Source organism: Streptomyces sp. NPDC004667 (genome assembly GCF_040609475.1).
In the GTDB taxonomy this organism is placed as follows: Bacteria; Actinomycetota; Actinomycetes; order Streptomycetales; family Streptomycetaceae; genus Streptomyces.
The window spans coordinates 1-15,993 of sequence record NZ_JBEXKC010000121.1; the positions used below are offsets into that span (position 1 = coordinate 1).

The 15,993-nt window shown below is 73.0% G+C and carries 14 protein-coding genes; 5 read left to right on the forward strand and 9 right to left on the reverse strand.

Going from position 1 to position 15,993, the window contains the following annotated elements; all coding sequences use genetic code 11:
* The first annotated feature begins 1,413 nt into the window (after positions 1–1,413).
* The gene (locus ABZW32_RS35945) at positions 1,414–1,752 is read left to right on the forward strand and encodes a hypothetical protein (RefSeq protein ID WP_356224512.1); all 339 of its coding nucleotides are present in this window, start codon (positions 1,414–1,416) and stop codon (positions 1,750–1,752) included.
* On the opposite strand, the gene ABZW32_RS35950 is transcribed toward ABZW32_RS35945, so the two are convergent.
* Complete coding sequence (locus ABZW32_RS35950) at positions 1,749–1,931, reverse strand: DUF397 domain-containing protein (RefSeq protein ID WP_356224514.1); 183 nt, start codon at positions 1,929–1,931, stop codon at positions 1,749–1,751. The two genes, ABZW32_RS35945 and ABZW32_RS35950, sit on opposite strands and share 4 nt — an antisense overlap.
* Positions 1,928–2,779, reverse strand: coding sequence for a helix-turn-helix transcriptional regulator (locus ABZW32_RS35955; RefSeq protein ID WP_356224516.1), 852 nt, complete (start codon positions 2,777–2,779; stop codon positions 1,928–1,930). The genes ABZW32_RS35950 and ABZW32_RS35955 overlap by 4 nt, the downstream gene beginning before the upstream one ends.
* Before the next feature lie 127 nt (positions 2,780–2,906).
* Between ABZW32_RS35955 and ABZW32_RS35960 the strand changes: the two genes are divergently transcribed.
* Both ABZW32_RS35960 and ABZW32_RS35965 read left to right on the forward strand, forming a co-directional pair.
* Positions 2,907–3,383: an ATP-binding protein gene (locus ABZW32_RS35960; protein WP_356224518.1), complete on the forward strand. Its 477-nt coding sequence runs from the start codon at positions 2,907–2,909 to the stop codon at positions 3,381–3,383.
* Positions 3,380–4,099 (forward strand): MOSC N-terminal beta barrel domain-containing protein, encoded by a 720-nt coding sequence (locus ABZW32_RS35965; protein ID WP_356224520.1) that lies wholly within the window; start codon positions 3,380–3,382, stop codon positions 4,097–4,099. The genes ABZW32_RS35960 and ABZW32_RS35965 overlap by 4 nt, the downstream gene beginning before the upstream one ends.
* 5 nt (positions 4,100–4,104) lie before the next feature.
* Here the strand turns inward: ABZW32_RS35965 and ABZW32_RS35970 are convergent, their stop codons facing one another.
* The 4 genes from ABZW32_RS35970 to ABZW32_RS35985 form a co-directional block, all read right to left on the reverse strand.
* Positions 4,105–4,356, reverse strand: coding sequence for a hypothetical protein (locus ABZW32_RS35970; protein WP_356224522.1), 252 nt, complete (start codon positions 4,354–4,356; stop codon positions 4,105–4,107).
* Positions 4,357–4,372: 16 nt separating this feature from the next.
* Positions 4,373–4,864, reverse strand: a complete 492-nt coding sequence (locus ABZW32_RS35975) for a hypothetical protein (protein WP_356224523.1) — start codon at positions 4,862–4,864, stop codon at positions 4,373–4,375.
* Positions 4,865–4,985: 121 nt separating this feature from the next.
* Positions 4,986–5,846 (reverse strand): TIGR03619 family F420-dependent LLM class oxidoreductase, encoded by an 861-nt coding sequence (locus ABZW32_RS35980; protein ID WP_356224525.1) that lies wholly within the window; start codon positions 5,844–5,846, stop codon positions 4,986–4,988.
* Positions 5,847–6,119: 273 nt separating this feature from the next.
* Entirely contained in the window at positions 6,120–7,265 is a 1,146-nt protein-coding gene (locus tag ABZW32_RS35985) for an ADP-ribosylglycohydrolase family protein (protein ID WP_356224537.1), read from the reverse strand.
* Positions 7,266–8,394: 1,129 nt separating this feature from the next.
* Between ABZW32_RS35985 and ABZW32_RS35990 the strand changes: the two genes are divergently transcribed.
* The gene (locus ABZW32_RS35990; protein WP_356224527.1) at positions 8,395–9,477 is read left to right on the forward strand and encodes a tyrosine-protein phosphatase; all 1,083 of its coding nucleotides are present in this window, start codon (positions 8,395–8,397) and stop codon (positions 9,475–9,477) included.
* Positions 9,478–9,540: 63 nt separating this feature from the next.
* On the opposite strand, the gene ABZW32_RS35995 is transcribed toward ABZW32_RS35990, so the two are convergent.
* The 3 genes from ABZW32_RS35995 to ABZW32_RS36005 all read right to left on the reverse strand — a co-directional run bounded on the left by ABZW32_RS35995 (position 9,541) and on the right by ABZW32_RS36005 (position 13,763).
* A complete protein-coding gene (locus tag ABZW32_RS35995) occupies positions 9,541–12,117 on the reverse strand; it encodes a bifunctional FO biosynthesis protein CofGH (protein WP_356224529.1) in 2,577 nt (858 codons plus the stop codon).
* 40 nt (positions 12,118–12,157) lie between these two features.
* Entirely contained in the window at positions 12,158–12,943 is a 786-nt protein-coding gene (locus ABZW32_RS36000; protein ID WP_356224531.1) for an SDR family oxidoreductase, read from the reverse strand.
* Positions 12,944–13,088: 145 nt separating this feature from the next.
* Positions 13,089–13,763 (reverse strand): hypothetical protein, encoded by a 675-nt coding sequence (locus tag ABZW32_RS36005; RefSeq protein WP_356224533.1) that lies wholly within the window; start codon positions 13,761–13,763, stop codon positions 13,089–13,091.
* 451 nt (positions 13,764–14,214) lie between these two features.
* Between ABZW32_RS36005 and ABZW32_RS36010 the strand changes: the two genes are divergently transcribed.
* Entirely contained in the window at positions 14,215–15,924 is a 1,710-nt protein-coding gene (locus ABZW32_RS36010) for a lytic transglycosylase domain-containing protein (protein ID WP_356224535.1), read from the forward strand.
* The last annotated feature ends 69 nt before the right edge of the window (positions 15,925–15,993 follow it).

Consider the following 15,993-nt stretch of genomic DNA (forward strand, 5'->3'; position numbering starts at 1 on the left):
GGCCACCCTTGACAGCCCGTCCCGCCACGGAATGCCAAAGACTGTCGGGAAACCCCCAAAAGAACGGTCACGGGGGAAGTGAGGGAGGGGCGGGCAGATCAGGGATGTGCGAGCCGTCTCCGCCCAGTCCCGAGACTCCGGCCCGAATCCCTCATCGGCCCGAGGCCCGGGGCGGGCCAGACCGCCCGACACGATGACCAGGCCGTCCAGCGGGCCCCAGACGCGTCAGATCGCTACGCGCTTCGCACGTCTCAGCGTCCGGCGGCCGTCCTGGGCCGATACCCGCACGGAAGGACGATCGAATGGGCCTGGGCGCCCGCCAGGCGCACCCGATCGCTACGCGCTTCGCACGGCTTGGCGTCCGCCGCCCGTCCGGGGCTGGACATAGACCGCCCACGGCCCGTGGTTCTCGATCCTTCACGCGAGCGCGGGTTGCCTGTCCCAGCGAGCGCGGGTTGCCTGCCCCCGCGAGCACGGGTTGTTTGCCCCAGTGAGCACGGGCCATTTGTCCCTTTTGGGATGCTGGGCGGGCCCTGAAGGGGCGCTGGTGCGCCCTGCCGGACTCTGACGACGACAAAGTCGTCGCCAGAGTCCGGCAAGACGTCTCTTGGGTGCAGGAAGGAGCCTTCGGGGCCCTTCGGGGGCCCACCAAGGCCCATTGGCGGCCCTTCGGGCCCATCGGCGGTCGTTCGGGGCCCATCGGCGGTCCTCGGTGGCCCATCAGCGGTCCTTCCGGGACCCATCGGCGGTCCTCGGTGGCCCATCGACAATCCGTGGTGGCCCTTTTGGGTGCTTGAAGGGCTCTGCCGGTCGTCAGTCGCACGCCAGCAGGCCAACCAGCCGTCTTGGGCGGCTTATGTCCAGCCCCGGACGGTCGTCGGACGCTATGCCGAGTGAAGCGCGTAGCGATCCGGCGCGTGTGCCGTCCTGATGGCATGGCTGGGCGGTCTGGTCGCCGTTTCGTGTGGTCTGGCGGCCCCCGGCCCGGAATCAGGACGAGGGGGCCCGCATCTCGGGTCTGGCCAGGCGGGGAGGGCATGGGCATCCCTGAGACACCCGCACATCCACTCTTCCTCCCGGCCGTTTCCCTGGGGGCTTCCCGACAGTCTTTGGCATTCCGTGGCGGGACGGTCGGTCAAGGGTGGCCGAAGGCCATCGCGAAGCGACGCGACGAAGGAGCGCCCTTGAGGGACCGGCCCGACACGGAAGGACAGTGGACTGGCGGGACGCCCCCAGCCCTCCCCTGATCCGGATCGAGAGAGCACCGCCCACCCCCGGCCGGGATCGGCACGCGAAGCCCCCACCCGGCAGAGTCCCGACCGCTCCCCGCCCCCACCCAAGGGCACGCCGCCCACCCTCACCCCGCCTGAAAAACAGGTGCGGGCAGGTGGGGTGCGGCCTAGCGTGGCGTCGATGAGCAGCGACTATCCATTCGCCGACGGCTACAACCTCGTCTGGGATCTGATCGGCTTCCGTGATGCGGACGAGGAGATAGTCGAGTCCGTTTCCCTCTCGCGGGACCAGTTCCTGGCGATCAGGCACCTCTTCGTGCTGGGTGACGATCCCTGGATGGTGGCGGGCGAGTACCGCGTGGCGCCCGGGATCTGGGGGCACGTGCGCGGCGCCGTTCCGGGCGCTCGATTCCAGCGTGACGCTGACTACTTCCTCGGCGCCCGTCAGGCCCTGCCTGACGGGCGCTTCTGGCGTCCGGCCCCGGGAGCGGTGGCGCCGGGGCCGATTCCGCCGCCCTAGGCGGTGACGGTGCCGAGGAAGGCCGTCCAGGTGGCGGGGTCGACCGTCAGCTCGGGGCTCGCGGTGAGCTTCGAGTCCCGGATGTGCACGGTGTCGGCGCAGGTGGCCACCTCGACGCAGTTGTCACCCTGACTACTGCTGTAGCTGCTCTTGAACCACCGGAGCTGGGAGCTGTTCACAGGGATCCTCGCATTCGCATCAACAGGCCCATGCTGTCCGCAGGATTGAGGGCCTGGATGCGAAGTTTTGCATACTGGAGGTGGAGGTCGCTGATGTCCTTCGGGTCGGAAATGACCCGTCCGGCCTTCTGCCCCTCGCTGTATCCCCACCACTGGTGATCCTGTGACTCCAGGAGGCAGAACGGGCCGTCTGTGCCCGCGTGCTCAGGGCTGACCGTGGGCATGATCTGGATGTCTACGTTGGGTAGACGGGCGCACTCCCTCGCGTAGTCGATCAGCGCGCGTGTCACCTCCGGTCCGCCTGTCTGCCGCTCGAACACCGTCTGCTCGATGATGAAGCTGAAAGTGGTGTACGGCGTTCGGTGCAGCAGCTCCTGCCGCTCCAGGCGCCGTACGATCCTGTCTTCGGCCTCGTCCTCGGTGGGCACGGGCGGCACATTTTCGATCTGAGCCCGCGCATAGGCCTCTGTCTGCAGCAGGCCCGGGACGGACCTGCACTCGTAGGTATTGAGGGCGACCGCCTCCTCCTCCAGCTCTGCCCACCGCCTGAACCAGGCCGCCAGGCCGCGTCGGCGCTTCATCTGGCGGGCCGCGATCTGAAGGACGCCGAAGGCGTCCAGGACCTCGTTCGACTTGTTCACGAACTCCACGGACGGATGCCTGCGTCCCTGCTCCACCGACGCCACGTACTGGATCGAGTAGCCCACCAGCGGGCCGAACTGTTCCTGTGTCAGGCCGGCGCGTTTGCGGAAGGCCGCGAGGGTTTCGCCGAAGTTCTTGAGGTCCGGGTCCGGTGGTTGGGTCTTCTTCCTGGCACCGTCGTTGCTGTTCGCTTCGTCAGCCGTCATCGCGGTCACCTCCCCGTGCTCATGCTCACGTTCGGTGACTACGCCTGTCCAGTGAGTCGACTACTACTCTTGAAGAGTAGTAGTCGACTCGCTGGGAACTCCCCTCCCGACAAGGGACGTTCTCCTCATGACCACCCCCCACGGGCCGGCGTCGGCCCTCGTACGCGTGTTCACTCAGCGTTTCAGTAGCACCCGGCGCGGTGCCCGTCTCGCCCGTCAGCTGGCCCTCGTCGAGCTCCACGACTGGGGGGTGCCGGAGGGGACCGGGCTCGCCGACGGGGCCGGGCTCCTCATCGCCGAGCTGGCGGCCAACGCCGTGGCCCACGGCTGGCTTCCCGGGCGGGGCTTCGAGCTGCGGATGACGCTCCTGGGCGGGGTCGTGCGCGTGGAGGTGTCCGACGCGCGCCGCGAGCGGCGTCCGGTCGTGCGGCCGCCGGCGTACCAGGCGGAGTCCGGCTACGGGCTGCGCATCGTGGACGCGCTGGCCGACGACTGGGGTGTCGTGGAACGGATCGTCGGCAAGACGGTGTGGGCGGAGATCGGGCGGCCCACGCCTTGGGCCCCGGGCGACGGTGGGTGGCGTGCGCTAGCGTCGCCCCGGTGACGAGCGACAGCACGGTGGGTGTGATCGAAGGGTTGTGGCGGTACCCGGTCAAGTCGACCGGCGGCGAGCGGCTGGGCAGCGCGGAGGTCGATGGGCGCGGGCTGGTCGGGGACCGGCTCTACGCGGTGCGTGACGGGGAGGGCAGGTTCGGGTCGGGGAAGAACACCCGGCGCTTCCGCCGCATGGACGGACTGCTGCACCTGAGTTCCCGCTACCCGGAGGGAAACGTGGAGGAACCGGAGCTGATCGACCCGAGGGGAGAGCCCGTGGCCGACCCCACGGCCTATCTCCGCGGCTACCTCGGCCGTGACGACGTCGAGCTGGCCCGCGAGGGCGCCGTCTCCCATTTCGACCAACTGCCGCTGAGCGTGCTCACCACGGCCACCCTCGACTGGATCCGCGCCGAGATACCCGGCGTCCCGGTCGACGAACGCCGCTTCCGCCCGAACGTCCTCCTGCGCACCCCGCCGGGTACCCGGCCCTTCGTGGAGGACGACTGGGCGGGCCGCAAGGCGCACATGGGGGAAGGCCTGTGCGTGGAGTTCGTGCGTTCCAGCGAGCGCTGCGTGATGACGAACCAGGCCCAGCGGGACCTCCCGCACTCCCCGCTGGTCCTGAAGGCCATCGCCAGGGCGCACGACAACCGGCTCGACATGCTGGCCACGGTCGTGACCCCGGGGACCGCCCGGGTCGGGGACGCCATGGTCCTGGAATAGTCCCCCTAGGCTTGGTCGTCCCCCACCCAGACGCTCACCACGTGGGTCGTCGGGTGGGTCAGGCGGCCGCACAGCATGTCCAGGCGGACGTCCTCCGGGGTCAGGGTGCCGTCGCGCAGCAGCTCGTGGACGTACGCCTTGAACTCCGCCTGGTCCTGGGTGGCGAAGCGGCGTTCCCAGCGGCCGTTCTGCCGGGCCGCCCGCCACGCCTCGGACTCCCTGCGCTGCTGCGCCTTCCGCTTGCGCTGGCCCGGCATCCCGGCCGCCTTCCCGTTACTTCTTGGTCGGGAGGGCCGGGAGGGAGGGGAGCTTGCCCGGCTCGCTGCGCTGGAAGGTGTCCGTGCCGGCCGGGCCCTCCCAGGTGACCTTCAGGGTGGTCGCGTCGACCGAGTCGACCTTGCCCTTCGAACGGGTGGCGCCCGTCGGGCACTTCAGGTCGAGGGCCGAGCCGGTGCTGGTGCCCTCGCAGGTCAGGCCCGTGGCGGCCTCGACGACGAACGCGGTCTGGCCCTTGACGGTGAGGACCACGCCCTTGCCCGGGTTCTGCATGGAGATCCAGCCTCCGTCCAGGGTGCCGGCCTTCGCCGCGCCGCCCGCGCCGCCCGCCGCGCCCGCCGCGGGAGTGCCGGCCTGAGCCGGGGCGGAGGCGGCGGCCGAGGGCTGCTTGTCCGCGGCCTTGCCGCTGTCGCTGCCGCAGGCGGTCAGGGTCAGGGCGGCGGTGGCACCGACGGCGGCGACGGCGGTGAAGCGCAGGTAGCTGTGCACGGGAAAGTCCCCCAGGGAAAGCGAGTTGATCGACGGAACGCGCCAAAGTACCAGCCGGTCCGGCGGGCAGAGGCACCCTCGGACACGCGGTGGAACCCGCCCGCGGTTCCGCGTCACCGCCTCAGAGGTACTGCGCGAACCCGTCCAGCGTGCGCAGCACCTGCTCCTCCGGGGCCGAGGGGAGCTGCAGGACGACCTCCTCCAGGCCGAGTTCGGCGTAGTGGCCGAGCTTGCCCGGGGTGGGCTGGACGGCGTACGGGACGACCTGGAGGGTCTTCGGATCGCGTCCGGCGGCCTCCCAGGCCCGCCGCAGGACCGGCACGGATTCGGTGAGGCCGCGGCCGCCGATGGGGAGCCAGCCGTCGGCGTGGTCGGCGATGGCGGCGAAGAGCTTGGGGCCGGCCGAGCCGCCGATCAGGGTGCGGGGTCCGTACAGGGGGCGGCCGGCGCCGAGTTCGCGCGGGGGCGTCGCCGGCTTGGGGTGGGCGTGGCTGGCCCGGACGGAGCCGTACGGGCCCTCGTACGCGGTGGGCTGCGGGGACCACAGGGCGCGCATCAGGGCCATGTGGTGGCGTACCCGGTCGCGCCGGGTGCGCCACTCGACGCCGTGGTCGGCGGCCTCCTCGACGTTCCAGCCGTAGCCGATGCCGAGGGTGACGCGGCCGCCGCTGAGGTGGTCGAGGGTCGCGGCCTGCTTCGCGAGGCCGATCGGATCGTGCTGGGCCACCAGGGTGATGCCCGTGCCGAGGTGGAGGCGTTCGGTGACGGCGGCGGCCTGCCCGAGGGCGACGAAGGGATCGAGGGTGCGGCCGTACTCCTCGGGCAGCTCGCCGCCCATGGGGGCGTCGGTGGTGCGGCTGACGGGGATGTGGGTGTGCTCGGGGAGGTAGAGGCCGGAGAAGCCGCGCTCCGCCAGGGCTCGGGCGAGCCGGACGGGGGTGATGGTGCGGTCGGTGAGGAAGACGGTCGTGGCGATCCGCATGGGCGAGGGCACCTCCGAGTCGTGGGGAGGGCCAAGGTACGGCGTTCCGCGTCAGGAGGGCAGGGTGCGGCGCGCTCCCGGGGGGGCGGGGGCGGGTAGGGGGCCGGCGCGTGGCCGCGCCACGGGTCCGGGGCCCCGCTGCCGCCGGGCCGGGGCGGGGGCCGCCTCGGGTTCAGGCCGTGGGGCTGGGGTGGGGCTGTCCCGGGTTCAGGCTGTCGGGCCGGGGCCGGGGTCGTCCCGGGTTCAGGCCGTGGGGCCGGGGCCGCCTCGGGTTCAGGCCGTCGGGACCGGGTAGCGGGCGAGCCACGCCGGGGCGGAGACCGAGGGGCCGTGCAAGGCGGGGCCCTGGGTCATCTCCAGGGCGAAGTCGTCGGCGAGTTCGAGCAGCGTGGCCCGGCCCTCCAGCGCGGCCAGCCAGGCCCCCGGGAGGGCCGTCTCGCCCTGCAGGGCGCCGAGGAGGGACCCGCACAGGGCGCCGGCGGCGGCGGAGTCGCCGCCGTGGTTCACGGCCAGGCGCAGCCCGTGCGGGACGTCCTCGGCGACCAGCGCGCAGTAGACGGCGACGGCGAGGGTGTCCTCCGCGCCCGGGTCCCCGTGCCCGTCGCCGGGGGAGAGGGCCTCGACGGCGGCGGGGCCGGGCGCGCCCCGGGTGACGGCGGCGACCGCCCGCCGGAGGGCGTCGGTGACGGGCTGGTGGCCGGGGAGTGCGGTGAGCAGCGCGAGGGCGCGCCGGAGGGCGGTGTCCAGGGACTCGCCCCGGGCCAGGCCGTGGACGATCACGGCGAAGGCCCCGGCCGAGAGGTACGCGGTGGGGTGGCCGTGGCTCTGGACGGCGCATTCGACGGCCAGTTGGAGCACCAGGGCGGATTCCCAGCCGACCAGCAGTCCGAAGGGGGCCGAGCGGACGGTGGCGGCGGCGTCCCGTGCGGTGGGGTTCTTCGGCGTGTCCAGGGTGGCGAGGGTGTCGTCCGCGAAGCCGGTCAGGCAGGACCGTTCGGGGGCGCGCCGGGCGTAGAGCCATTCCTCGTTGGCGAGCCAGCCGTTGTCCTCGCGGCGCTCGTCGGGGCCCCAGTCGTGCTGGGTCGCGGCCCAGCGGCGGTAGGCGCGGTGGACGTCGGTCGGCGGGTGCCAGGCGCCGGTGTCCCGGCGGACGTGGGCGCGGATCAGGCCGTCCACGGTGAACAGGGTCAGCTGGGTCGCGGCGGTGACGGCGCTTCGGCGGCCGTGGGCGGGGGTGGGGGTGGGGGTGGGGGCCGGGGCGGTGAGGCCTGCCGGGCCGTGGGCCTCGTGGACGGCGTGGAGGGAGAGTCCGGCGAGCGGTGCGCCGAGGGCGTCGCCGAGGGCGGAGCCGAGGAGGGTGCCGCGCACCCGGCTGCGGAAGTCCTGCTGCTCGGCACGGCCCCACAGTGCCGTGCCCAGTCCGCCGAGCGTGCCTCCCGCGACGGGGCCGGAGGGGGGTGCGGCCTGTGGGCGAGCCACGGGGCGCGTGAGGGGGATCGCCGGGGCGGGGTCCGGCGCGCCGGGCGGCGGGGTGCCGGGTGGGGCCGCGGAGGCCGGTGGGATCACGGGGGCGGCGGGGGCGGTGGGGGCCGGTGCGCCCACGGGAGCAGGAGCCGCGGAGGCCGGTGGGATCACGGTGGCAGCGGGGGCCGGTGGAGCAGTGGGAGCCGGTGCGTCCACGGGAGCCGGTGGAGCCACAGGAGTCATAGGAGCAGCGGAGGCAGTTGGGGTCACGGGGGCCGCGGAGGCCGCGGAGGCCGTTGGGGTCATGGGGACAGCGGGGGCCGTTGGAGTATCGGGAGCGGCGGGAGCGGCGGGAGCGGCGGGAGCGGTGGGAGCGGCGGGAGCAGTGGGGGTCGGTGCGTCCATGGGAGCCGGTGGGGCCACAGGAGTCATAGGAGCAGCGGAGGCCGTTGGGGCTACGGGGGCTACGGGGGCTACGGGGGCTACGGGGGCTACGGGGGCTACGGGGGCCGCGGAGGCCGGTGGAGCGGTGGGAGCGGCGGGAGCAGTGGGGGTCGGTGCGCCCACGGGAGCCGGCGGAGCCACAGGAGCAGCGGAGGCCGGTGGGGCCATGGGGGTCACGGGGGCTGCGGAGGCCGTTGGGGTCACAGGAGCCGCGGAAGCCGGGGCCACAGGAGCCGCGGAGGCCGTTGGGGTCACGGGAGCGGCAGGAGCCGTTGGGGTCACGGGGGCGGCGGGAGTAGCGGGAGCAGTGGGAGCAGCGGAGGTCAGTACGCCCGGCGGAGCCGGTGGGGTTCCGGTGTCGGGTGTGTGCGTGGGTTCGGGCGTGGTCGTCGCGCCCGCTGTGATCGTCGTGTCCATGTCGTTTCCCCCCCAGGCTCCCGGGCACTGTAATGGACGGGTCCGGTCGAATCCGGAAGGCCTTCGGCACCTCGCCGCCAAGTGGGCGGAGAACGGCCGAATCGCGGACGGTTCCAGCCGCCACCCTGGCGCATGGCACGTTTTGCCACTTGCCTTCCAGCCGGTCGTTTCCGGCCATGCCTCGTTCACGCCGCGTTCGCCGGTCGCCCAGAGCCTCGTAGCCATGAAGAAGGCACTCCTCGCCGCGACCGTCGTCGCCTCCGCACTCACCGCCTCGCTGATCGCGGCCCCCGCCGCCACCGCCGCCGGCTGGGAGCTCCCCTGGAACAACGGCCACCAGGGCCGCTCCGACATCCCGTTCACCGAGGCCACCGTCACCGCCGGAGCCGACGGCTCGTACACCCTCAAGTGGAGCGCCAAGGGCACCAAGCGCGTCGAGATCAAGGCCAACGGCAAGGTCGTCGCCAAGGGCGGCGCCCAGGGCCAGGCCGTGGTCAAGGGCCTGCCCGCCGCCGACCGCCAGTGGTTCGAGTTCAAGCCGGAGCGCGGCGAGGGCCTGCGCCTGGCCGACCGCCTGATCAAGCTGGAGGGCACGGTCAACTTCCGTGACGCGGGCGGCTACCGCACCGCGAACGGCCAGTGGGTCAAGATGGGCGAGATCTACCGCTCCGACGCCCTGAACAAGCTGACCGCGAACGACCTGGCCAAGCTCCAGCGGCTGCGCGTCAAGACGGTCTTCGACCTGCGCATGCAGGACGAGCGCACCAAGGACGCCGACAAGGTCCCGGCGGGCGCCACCTACGTCGTCGCCGACGTCTTCGCCGGCTCCGGTTCCTTCCAGACCCTGCCCAAGACCCCCGACGAGGCCGTCAAGGCCATGGTCGACGCCGAGAAGGCCATGGTCAGCGGCGACGGCGGCAAGAAGGCCTACGCGCAGGTCTTCGAGGGGATCGAGAAGGACCGCAGCCGCTCCGTCCTCTTCCACTGCACCGCCGGCAAGGACCGCACGGGCTGGGCGAACGCCACCCTGCTGACCGCCCTCGGCGTCCCGCAGGAGACGGTCATGGCCGACTACCTGGCCAGCAACGACTACCGCAAGGCCGCCAACGACGCCGTCCTCTCGCACCTGCCCGCCCCGCAGGCCGCCGTCTACAAGCCGATGCTCGACGTGCGCCCCGAGTACCTCAACTCCGGCTACGACGAGGTCAAGGCGAAGTACGGCTCCTTCGACCGCTACCTCAAGGACGGCCTCGGCATCGACGCCCGCGAGCTGAAGCAGCTCAAGAAGGACCTCCTCGTCGGCTGATCCCCACCGCGACGCGGCACGGCCCGGCCGGGCGCCACACCGGCCGGGCTCCCGCGTTCCCGCTCAGTCCAGTACCGGCAGCAGCTCCGGCAGGTGGCCGTCCGAGGCGCGCGCCGCCTCCTGCCGTTCCCGCGGGACCTCCCCGTACAGCGTCGTACGGGCCTTCGCCGGCCGGCCGGCCGCCTCCGCGACCGCGATCAGGTCCCGGACGGACTTGTACGAGCCCCAGCCCGACCCCGCCATCCGGGAGATCGTCTCCTCCATCAGCGTCCCGCCCAGGTCGTTCGCCCCGGAGCGGAGCATCTCGGCCGCGCCCTCCGCCCCCAGCTTCACCCAGCTGGTCTGGATGTTGGTGATGTGCGGGTGCAGCAGCAGCCGGGCCATCGCCGTGACCGCCCGGTTGTCCCGGACCGTCGGGCCGGGCCGGGCGATGCCCGCCAGGTACACCGGGGCGTTGGTGTGGATGAAGGGGAGCGTCACGAACTCCGTGAAACCGCCGGTCCGCTCCTGGATCCGGGCCAGCGTGCGCAGGTGCCCCAGCCAGTGCCGGGGCTGGTCCACGTGCCCGTACATCATGGTGGACGAGGAGCGGATGCCGAGCTCGTGCGCGGTGGTGATCACGTCGATCCAGTCCGCCGTCGGCAGCTTCCCCTTGGTCAGGACCCAGCGGACCTCGTCGTCCAGGATCTCGGCCGCCGTGCCCGGGATCGAGTCCAGCCCGGCCTCCTTGGCCGCCGTGAGCCAGTCCCGTACGGACATCCCCGTCCGGGTGGCGCCGTTGACGACCTCCATCGGGGAGAAGGCGTGCACGTGCATGCCGGGGACCCGCTCCTTCACCGCGCGCGCGATGTCGAAGTAGGCGGTCCCGGGCAGGTCGGGGTGGATGCCGCCCTGCATGCACACCTCGACGGCGCCCACGTCCCAGGCCTGGGCGGCCCGGTCGGCGACCTGGCCCAGGGAGAGGGTGTAGGCGTCGGCGTCCGTACGGCGCTGCGCGAAGGCGCAGAACCGGCAGCCGGTGTAGCAGACGTTGGTGAAGTTGATGTTCCGCGTGACGACGTAGGTGACCTCGTCGCCCACCACCGCGGCGCGCAGCTCGTCCGCGATCCGGCACAGCGCGTCCAGCGCCGGGCCGTCCGCGTGCAGCAGCGCGAGGGCCTGCGCGTCGGTGAGCCGCGTCGGGTCGTCGGCGGCCTGCGCCAGGGCCGCCCGTACGTCGGTGTCGATGCGCTCGGGGACCATGCCGGGGGCCGCGGCCTCGCGCAGGGCCTCCCAGTCGCCGTAGACGTGGTCGAAGTCCTCGCGGCGGTCCCCGGTGCGGCCCTCGGTGTCGATGGCGGTGTGCAGGTCGGTGCGCCCGTACGCGGCGAACGCCTCGTCGGGCTCCTGCCACGGCCGGCCCTCCACCGTCGCCGCCTCGTCGGCCAGTCCCGTCTGCGGGTCGGCCAGCGCGCGCACGTGCGGCAGCAGCCGGGGGTCCAGCCACGGCTCGCCGCGCCGCAGGAACTCCGGGTAGATCGTGAGCCGTTCGCGCAGCTCGAAGCCGGCGGCGGCGGTGCGCTCCGCGAGTTCCTCGATGTGCGGCCAGGGGCGCTCCGGGTTGACGTGGTCCGGGGTCAGCGGGGAGACGCCGCCCCAGTCGTCGATGCCGGCGCCGATCAGCAGGGCGTACTCGGCGTCCACCAGGTTCGGCGGGGCCTGGATGCGGGCGCTCGGGCCCAGGATGTGCCGGGCCACGGCGATGGCGGCGGCCAGCTCCTCCAGCTCGGCGTCCGGCATCCCGCGCATGGCCGTGTCCGGCTTGGCGCGGAAGTTCTGGACGATGACTTCCTGGATGCCGTGGTAGCTGCGCTGGATCCGGCGCAGCTCGAAGAAGGCCTCGGCGCGCTCCTCGTAGGACTCGCCGATGCCGATGAGCACCCCGGTGGTGAAGGGCACGTTGGAGCGGCCCGCGTCCTCCAGGACCCGCAGCCGGACGGCGGGCTCCTTGTCGGGGGAGCCGTGGTGCGGGCCGCCGGGCTCGGACCACAGGCGGGTGGCGGTGGTCTCCAGCATCATGCCCATGGACGGGGCTACGGGCTTGAGGCGCTGGAGGTCCGCCCACGACAGCACGCCCGGGTTGAGGTGGGGCAGCAGGCCCGTCTCCTCCAGCACCCGGATCGCCATGGCCCGTACGTAGGCGAGGGTGTCGTCGTAGCCGTGCGCGTCCAGCCACTCGCGGGCCTCGGGCCAGCGCTCCTCCGGGCGGTCGCCGAGGGTGAACAGGGCTTCCTTGCAGCCCATCGCCGCGCCCCGGCGGGCGATGTCGAGGACCTCGTCGGGGGAGAGGTACATGCCGTGCCCGGCCTTGCGGAGCTTGCCGGGCACCGTCACGAAGGTGCAGTAGTGGCACTTGTCGCGGCACAGGCGGGTGAGGGGGATGAAGACCTTGCGCGAGTACGTGATCACGCCGGGCCGTCCGGCGTCGGCGAGCCCGGAGTCCCGGACCCGGGCGGCGGAGGCGGAGAGGTCCTTCAGGGCCTCGCCGCGCGCCCGCAGGAGTACGGCGGCCTCGGTCGCGTCCAGCGCGACGCCGTCGCGGGCCCGCCGGAGCGCGCGGCGCATGGCGTTGTCGGTGGGAGCGTCGCTCGGAGTGGTCATGTGGCGAGCATACGAGTCGGCCGGTGTCCCGCGGAGTGCGTCATCGCATCAGCTCACCGGCGTTGACCAGCAGGGACTGGCCGGTTATCGCCCGCGCACGGTCGCTGGCGAGGAAGACGGCGGCGTCGGCGACGTCCCCGTCGGTGGCGAGGTCGGGCAGTGCCATCCGCTCGGTGAGGCGGGCGTGGACCTCGGCCTCCGGGACGTTCTCGGTGTGGGCGGTGAAGGTGACGAAGGCCTGGACGGGCGGGCCCCACATCCAGCCGGGCAGCACGGTGTTGACGCGGATCCGGTCCGGTCCGAGCTCGCGGGCCAGGGAGTACATGGCGGAGGTCAGCGCCCCCTTGGAGGCGGCGTAGGCGGCCTGGCGCACCTCGTTCGGGGCGGCCACCGCGGACTGGGTGCCGATGATGACGACGGAGCCGCCGCCCGCGGCCTTCAGGGCGGGCAGGCAGGCGCGGGTCATGCGCAGGGTGCCGAGCAGGTTGACGTCGAGGATCTGCTGCCAGGTCCCGAAGTCGGCGTCCTGGAGCCCGCCGAAGTACGAGTCCCAGGCGGCGACGTGCACGACGGCGTCGACCCCGCCGAACCGCTCGACGGCCAGCTCCGCCAGGGCCCGGCACTGGGACTCGTCGGTGATGTCGGTCGGACGGTGGGCGGTGTGGGTGCCGTCGGGGTCGATCTCGGCGGCGGACTTGGCCAGATTGGCCTCGGTCCGCGCCCCGAGCACGGCGTTCCCGCCGTCGCGGACCACGGCCGCGGCCACCTGGTGCCCGAGCCCGGCCCCGACCCCGGAGACGATGACGGTCTTCCCTCGCAGCAGCATGGCGCGCCCCCTGGCGGCTGGATCCGGCAATGGATCTGACGGGGCGTCAGGGTAGGGGTGCGGGGCGGGGTTGTGAAGGGGCGGCGGGTTCGGGGCGGTGGACCCGCCCGGCCGGACCCGGCCCCCGGCGCCGCCGCCGCGGAGTTCAGCCGCTGACGTCCGCGATGATGTGCGTGATCACCCAGACCGCCCAGAGCAGCGGCACGATCGCCACGTACGCCAGCGGGCGCGCGTGCACCGGCTGCCCCTCGTCGAGCTGCTGACGGCCGGGGGCCGGCTCCGACGGTTCGAGCTTCGCGAACTTGCTCGCGGCGATCAGGTTCCAGAACAGGGTGAAGGGCGTGAACAGCACCAGGGACAGGGGGCTCCACCAGCCCTGGCACAGCGTCTTGGTGGTCATGATCCGCACCAGGGCCCGCCCGCACCGGCGGCAGAAGGGGCCGTCGAGGCGGTGGAACCGCATCAGGACGAGCACGCCGACGTGGGCCCGGACGGCGAAGTTCACGGCCTCGGGGGCCCCGCAGTTGCGGCAGCCGGTGGGGCCGGGAATCAGGTACGGGGGGTGCTGGGGGTGGGCGTACTGGGGGTGCGGCTGCTGGGGCTGCTGGTGCTGCTGCGGGTACGGCTGCGCGTACGGGGGCTGCTGGGCCGGGACCGGTCCGCCGGGCTGGGCCGGTCCCGGTCCGCCGGTCTGGGGCGGGCCGTACGGGTGGGGTGCGCCGGCGCCCTGGGCGTACGGGTTGGGTGCGCCGTTGCCCTGGGCGTACGGGTTGGGCGGAACGGGTGCGCCCGAGTACGGGTTGGGCGGGGGAGTGCTCATGGGAGGGCCTTCGGGTTCTGCGGACGGCAGGGGGAGCGGCGAACAGCCGGGATGACGGCCCGCGTCCCCCGCAGGGGGGTGCCTTCACCGCAGGGGGAGCGGAACCGAACGCCAGTGCTCTCGTGTGGCTCGAACGTACCAGCCGGGTCGGACGGTCCCGGTTTCATCGCGTTCCGGCAAGCCCCGGACACCCGGGACATGGGGGTGAGTTCTGTGTCAGAGTGGGCTAATGGGGCGTATCGGTCCGGGTCTTGGGCGGTTCCGGTGGTCCACCGGAGGCGCGGACGAGGCACGCTGGACGTCCTGGGCCACAGGCGGGTGAAGCCGAGACGAATGGTGCGTCATATGTGCGGGGGCGACGGCGAGTCGTATCCGAATACCTGATAGACAGAAGAATCACGGCTCGACCAGCCGACGCCTTCGCCGGCCGCCTTGGGGGGATCGCCGCACTGTGAAGCCGCTTCACCGTCATGTAGTCAACACCTCGCGCAAGGTCTTGTGCACGGCCGCCCTCGCGGCCAGCCTGACCACCGCCGCCGTCGTGACCAACACGCCCGTCGCCGGCGCCGGAGAGGCCGAACCGACCCCGGACAGTCCGCAGGCCGCCGACCGCGGTGACGCCCGCCTCGACCTGCCGGCCCCGCTCGCGGACCCCGTGGTGCCGCCCGCCGCCGGTGCCGGTGGCACCACGGCCGAAGGGGCCTCCGGCATCCCCGCCACCGCCCTCGACGCCTACAAGCGCGCCGAGGTGGCCGTGAAGGCGGCGCTGCCCAAGTGCAACCTGTCCTGGGCGCTGATCGCCGGCATAGGCCGGATCGAGTCCGTCCACGCCTCGGGCTACGGGCTGAAGGCCGACGGCACCACCGAGCGGCCGATCCGCGGCCCCCGCCTCGACGGCAACGGCTTCGCGAAGATCACCGACACCGACAAGGGCGAGTGGGACGGCGACACCGAGTACGACCGCGCCTTCGGCCCGCTCCAGTTCATCCCCTCCACGTGGAAGGACTGGAAGGCCGACGGCAACGGCGACGGCCAGCGCGACGCGAACAACATCTACGACGCCTCCCTCGGCGCCGGCCTGTACCTCTGCTCCGGCGGCAAGGACCTGTCGGTCCCGGCCGACCTGGACCGGGCCATCCTCAGCTACAACAGCTCGCGCGAGTACGTGAACAGCGTCCTCGGCTACATGCGCCAGTACCAGGACGGCGCCACCGGCGTCCCGAACCCGCCGGTCGGCACCTTCCCGACGCCGCCCGCGCCGACCCTGCCCACGCCGCCGCACGTCCCGACGCCGAACCCGCCGGCCTCGAAGCCGAACCCCGCGCCGAAGCCGACCCCGACGCCGACCCCGAAGCCGACGCCCACGCCGACGCCGACGCCGAGCGAGCCGACCAAGCCGACCCCGCCGCCCGCGACCCTCGCCAAGCTGGAGCGGGTGGGCGACGCGAAGCTGGAGGCCGAGGCCGGGAGCCTGTTCGCCGAGGGCGTCCGCTTCAAGGCCCTGCTCAGCGACGGCAAGCCGGCCGTGGACCAGGCCGTGGTCGTCGCCGTGGAGAAGGACACCACCGGCGGCACCGGTTTCGTCTTCGGCGACGAGCCGAGCGTGGTCGTCCGTACGGACTCCCAGGGCATCGCCACCGCGCCCAAGCTGAAGGCGGGCACCGAGGCGGGCACGTTCACCCTGCGGGCCACGGCCTACGACGCGAAGAGCCAGCTCACGCTGGCGCTGGACGGGAAGGTCACCGAGAAGGCCAAGCCGCTCGTCCTCACCCGCACCGACGGCACCGCCGCGGTCGAGGCCGCGGCCGGCACCGCGGTGAAGGGCCTGGAGTTCCTGGCCGCCGCGGGCGGGAAGCCGGTGGCCGGTGCGCAGGTCACCGCTGCCCTGGTCGAGGGCAAGCCGGGCGCCTGGAAGCCGGTGGACGCGACGAAGGCCAAGGGTCCGTACTTCGCGGGCAAGGACGGCGCGAAGCTGTTCTCCCTGGAGCTGCCCAAGACCGTCGCCGACGGCAAGCTCAAGCTGCCGGAGCTGCTCACCACGGACGTGCCCGCGGGTACCTACCACCTCCGTCTGAGCACCGCGGACGGCGCGGAACTGATCCTGGACCTCAAGATCACCGCCCCGCCGGCCACCACCGCCCCGCCGGCCGCCAAGCAGTAACCCCCGGCCGGGCCCGGGGCCCCGGGCCCGGCCGGGCCCCGGTCCGGTCCCGGGCCGCCGGGGTTCCGG

What these genes read in the sequence shown, in the direction of transcription:
- ABZW32_RS35970 (WP_356224522.1), bottom strand. Translation starts at nt 4,356, where the DNA reads ATGCCGGGCCAGCGCAAGCGGAAGGCGCAGCAGCGCAGGGAGTCCGAG.
- ABZW32_RS36005 (WP_356224533.1), bottom strand. Translation starts at nt 13,763, where the DNA reads ATGAGCACTCCCCCGCCCAACCCGTACTCGGGCGCACCCGTTCCGCCC.
- ABZW32_RS36000 (WP_356224531.1), bottom strand. Translation starts at nt 12,943, where the DNA reads ATGCTGCTGCGAGGGAAGACCGTCATCGTCTCCGGGGTCGGGGCCGGG.
- ABZW32_RS35945 (WP_356224512.1), top strand. Translation starts at nt 1,414, where the DNA reads ATGAGCAGCGACTATCCATTCGCCGACGGCTACAACCTCGTCTGGGAT.
- ABZW32_RS35960 (WP_356224518.1), top strand. Translation starts at nt 2,907, where the DNA reads ATGACCACCCCCCACGGGCCGGCGTCGGCCCTCGTACGCGTGTTCACT.
- ABZW32_RS35995 (WP_356224529.1), bottom strand. Translation starts at nt 12,117, where the DNA reads ATGACCACTCCGAGCGACGCTCCCACCGACAACGCCATGCGCCGCGCG.
- ABZW32_RS35980 (WP_356224525.1), bottom strand. Translation starts at nt 5,846, where the DNA reads ATGCGGATCGCCACGACCGTCTTCCTCACCGACCGCACCATCACCCCC.
- ABZW32_RS35955 (WP_356224516.1), bottom strand. Translation starts at nt 2,779, where the DNA reads ATGACGGCTGACGAAGCGAACAGCAACGACGGTGCCAGGAAGAAGACC.
- ABZW32_RS35990 (WP_356224527.1), top strand. Translation starts at nt 8,395, where the DNA reads ATGAAGAAGGCACTCCTCGCCGCGACCGTCGTCGCCTCCGCACTCACC.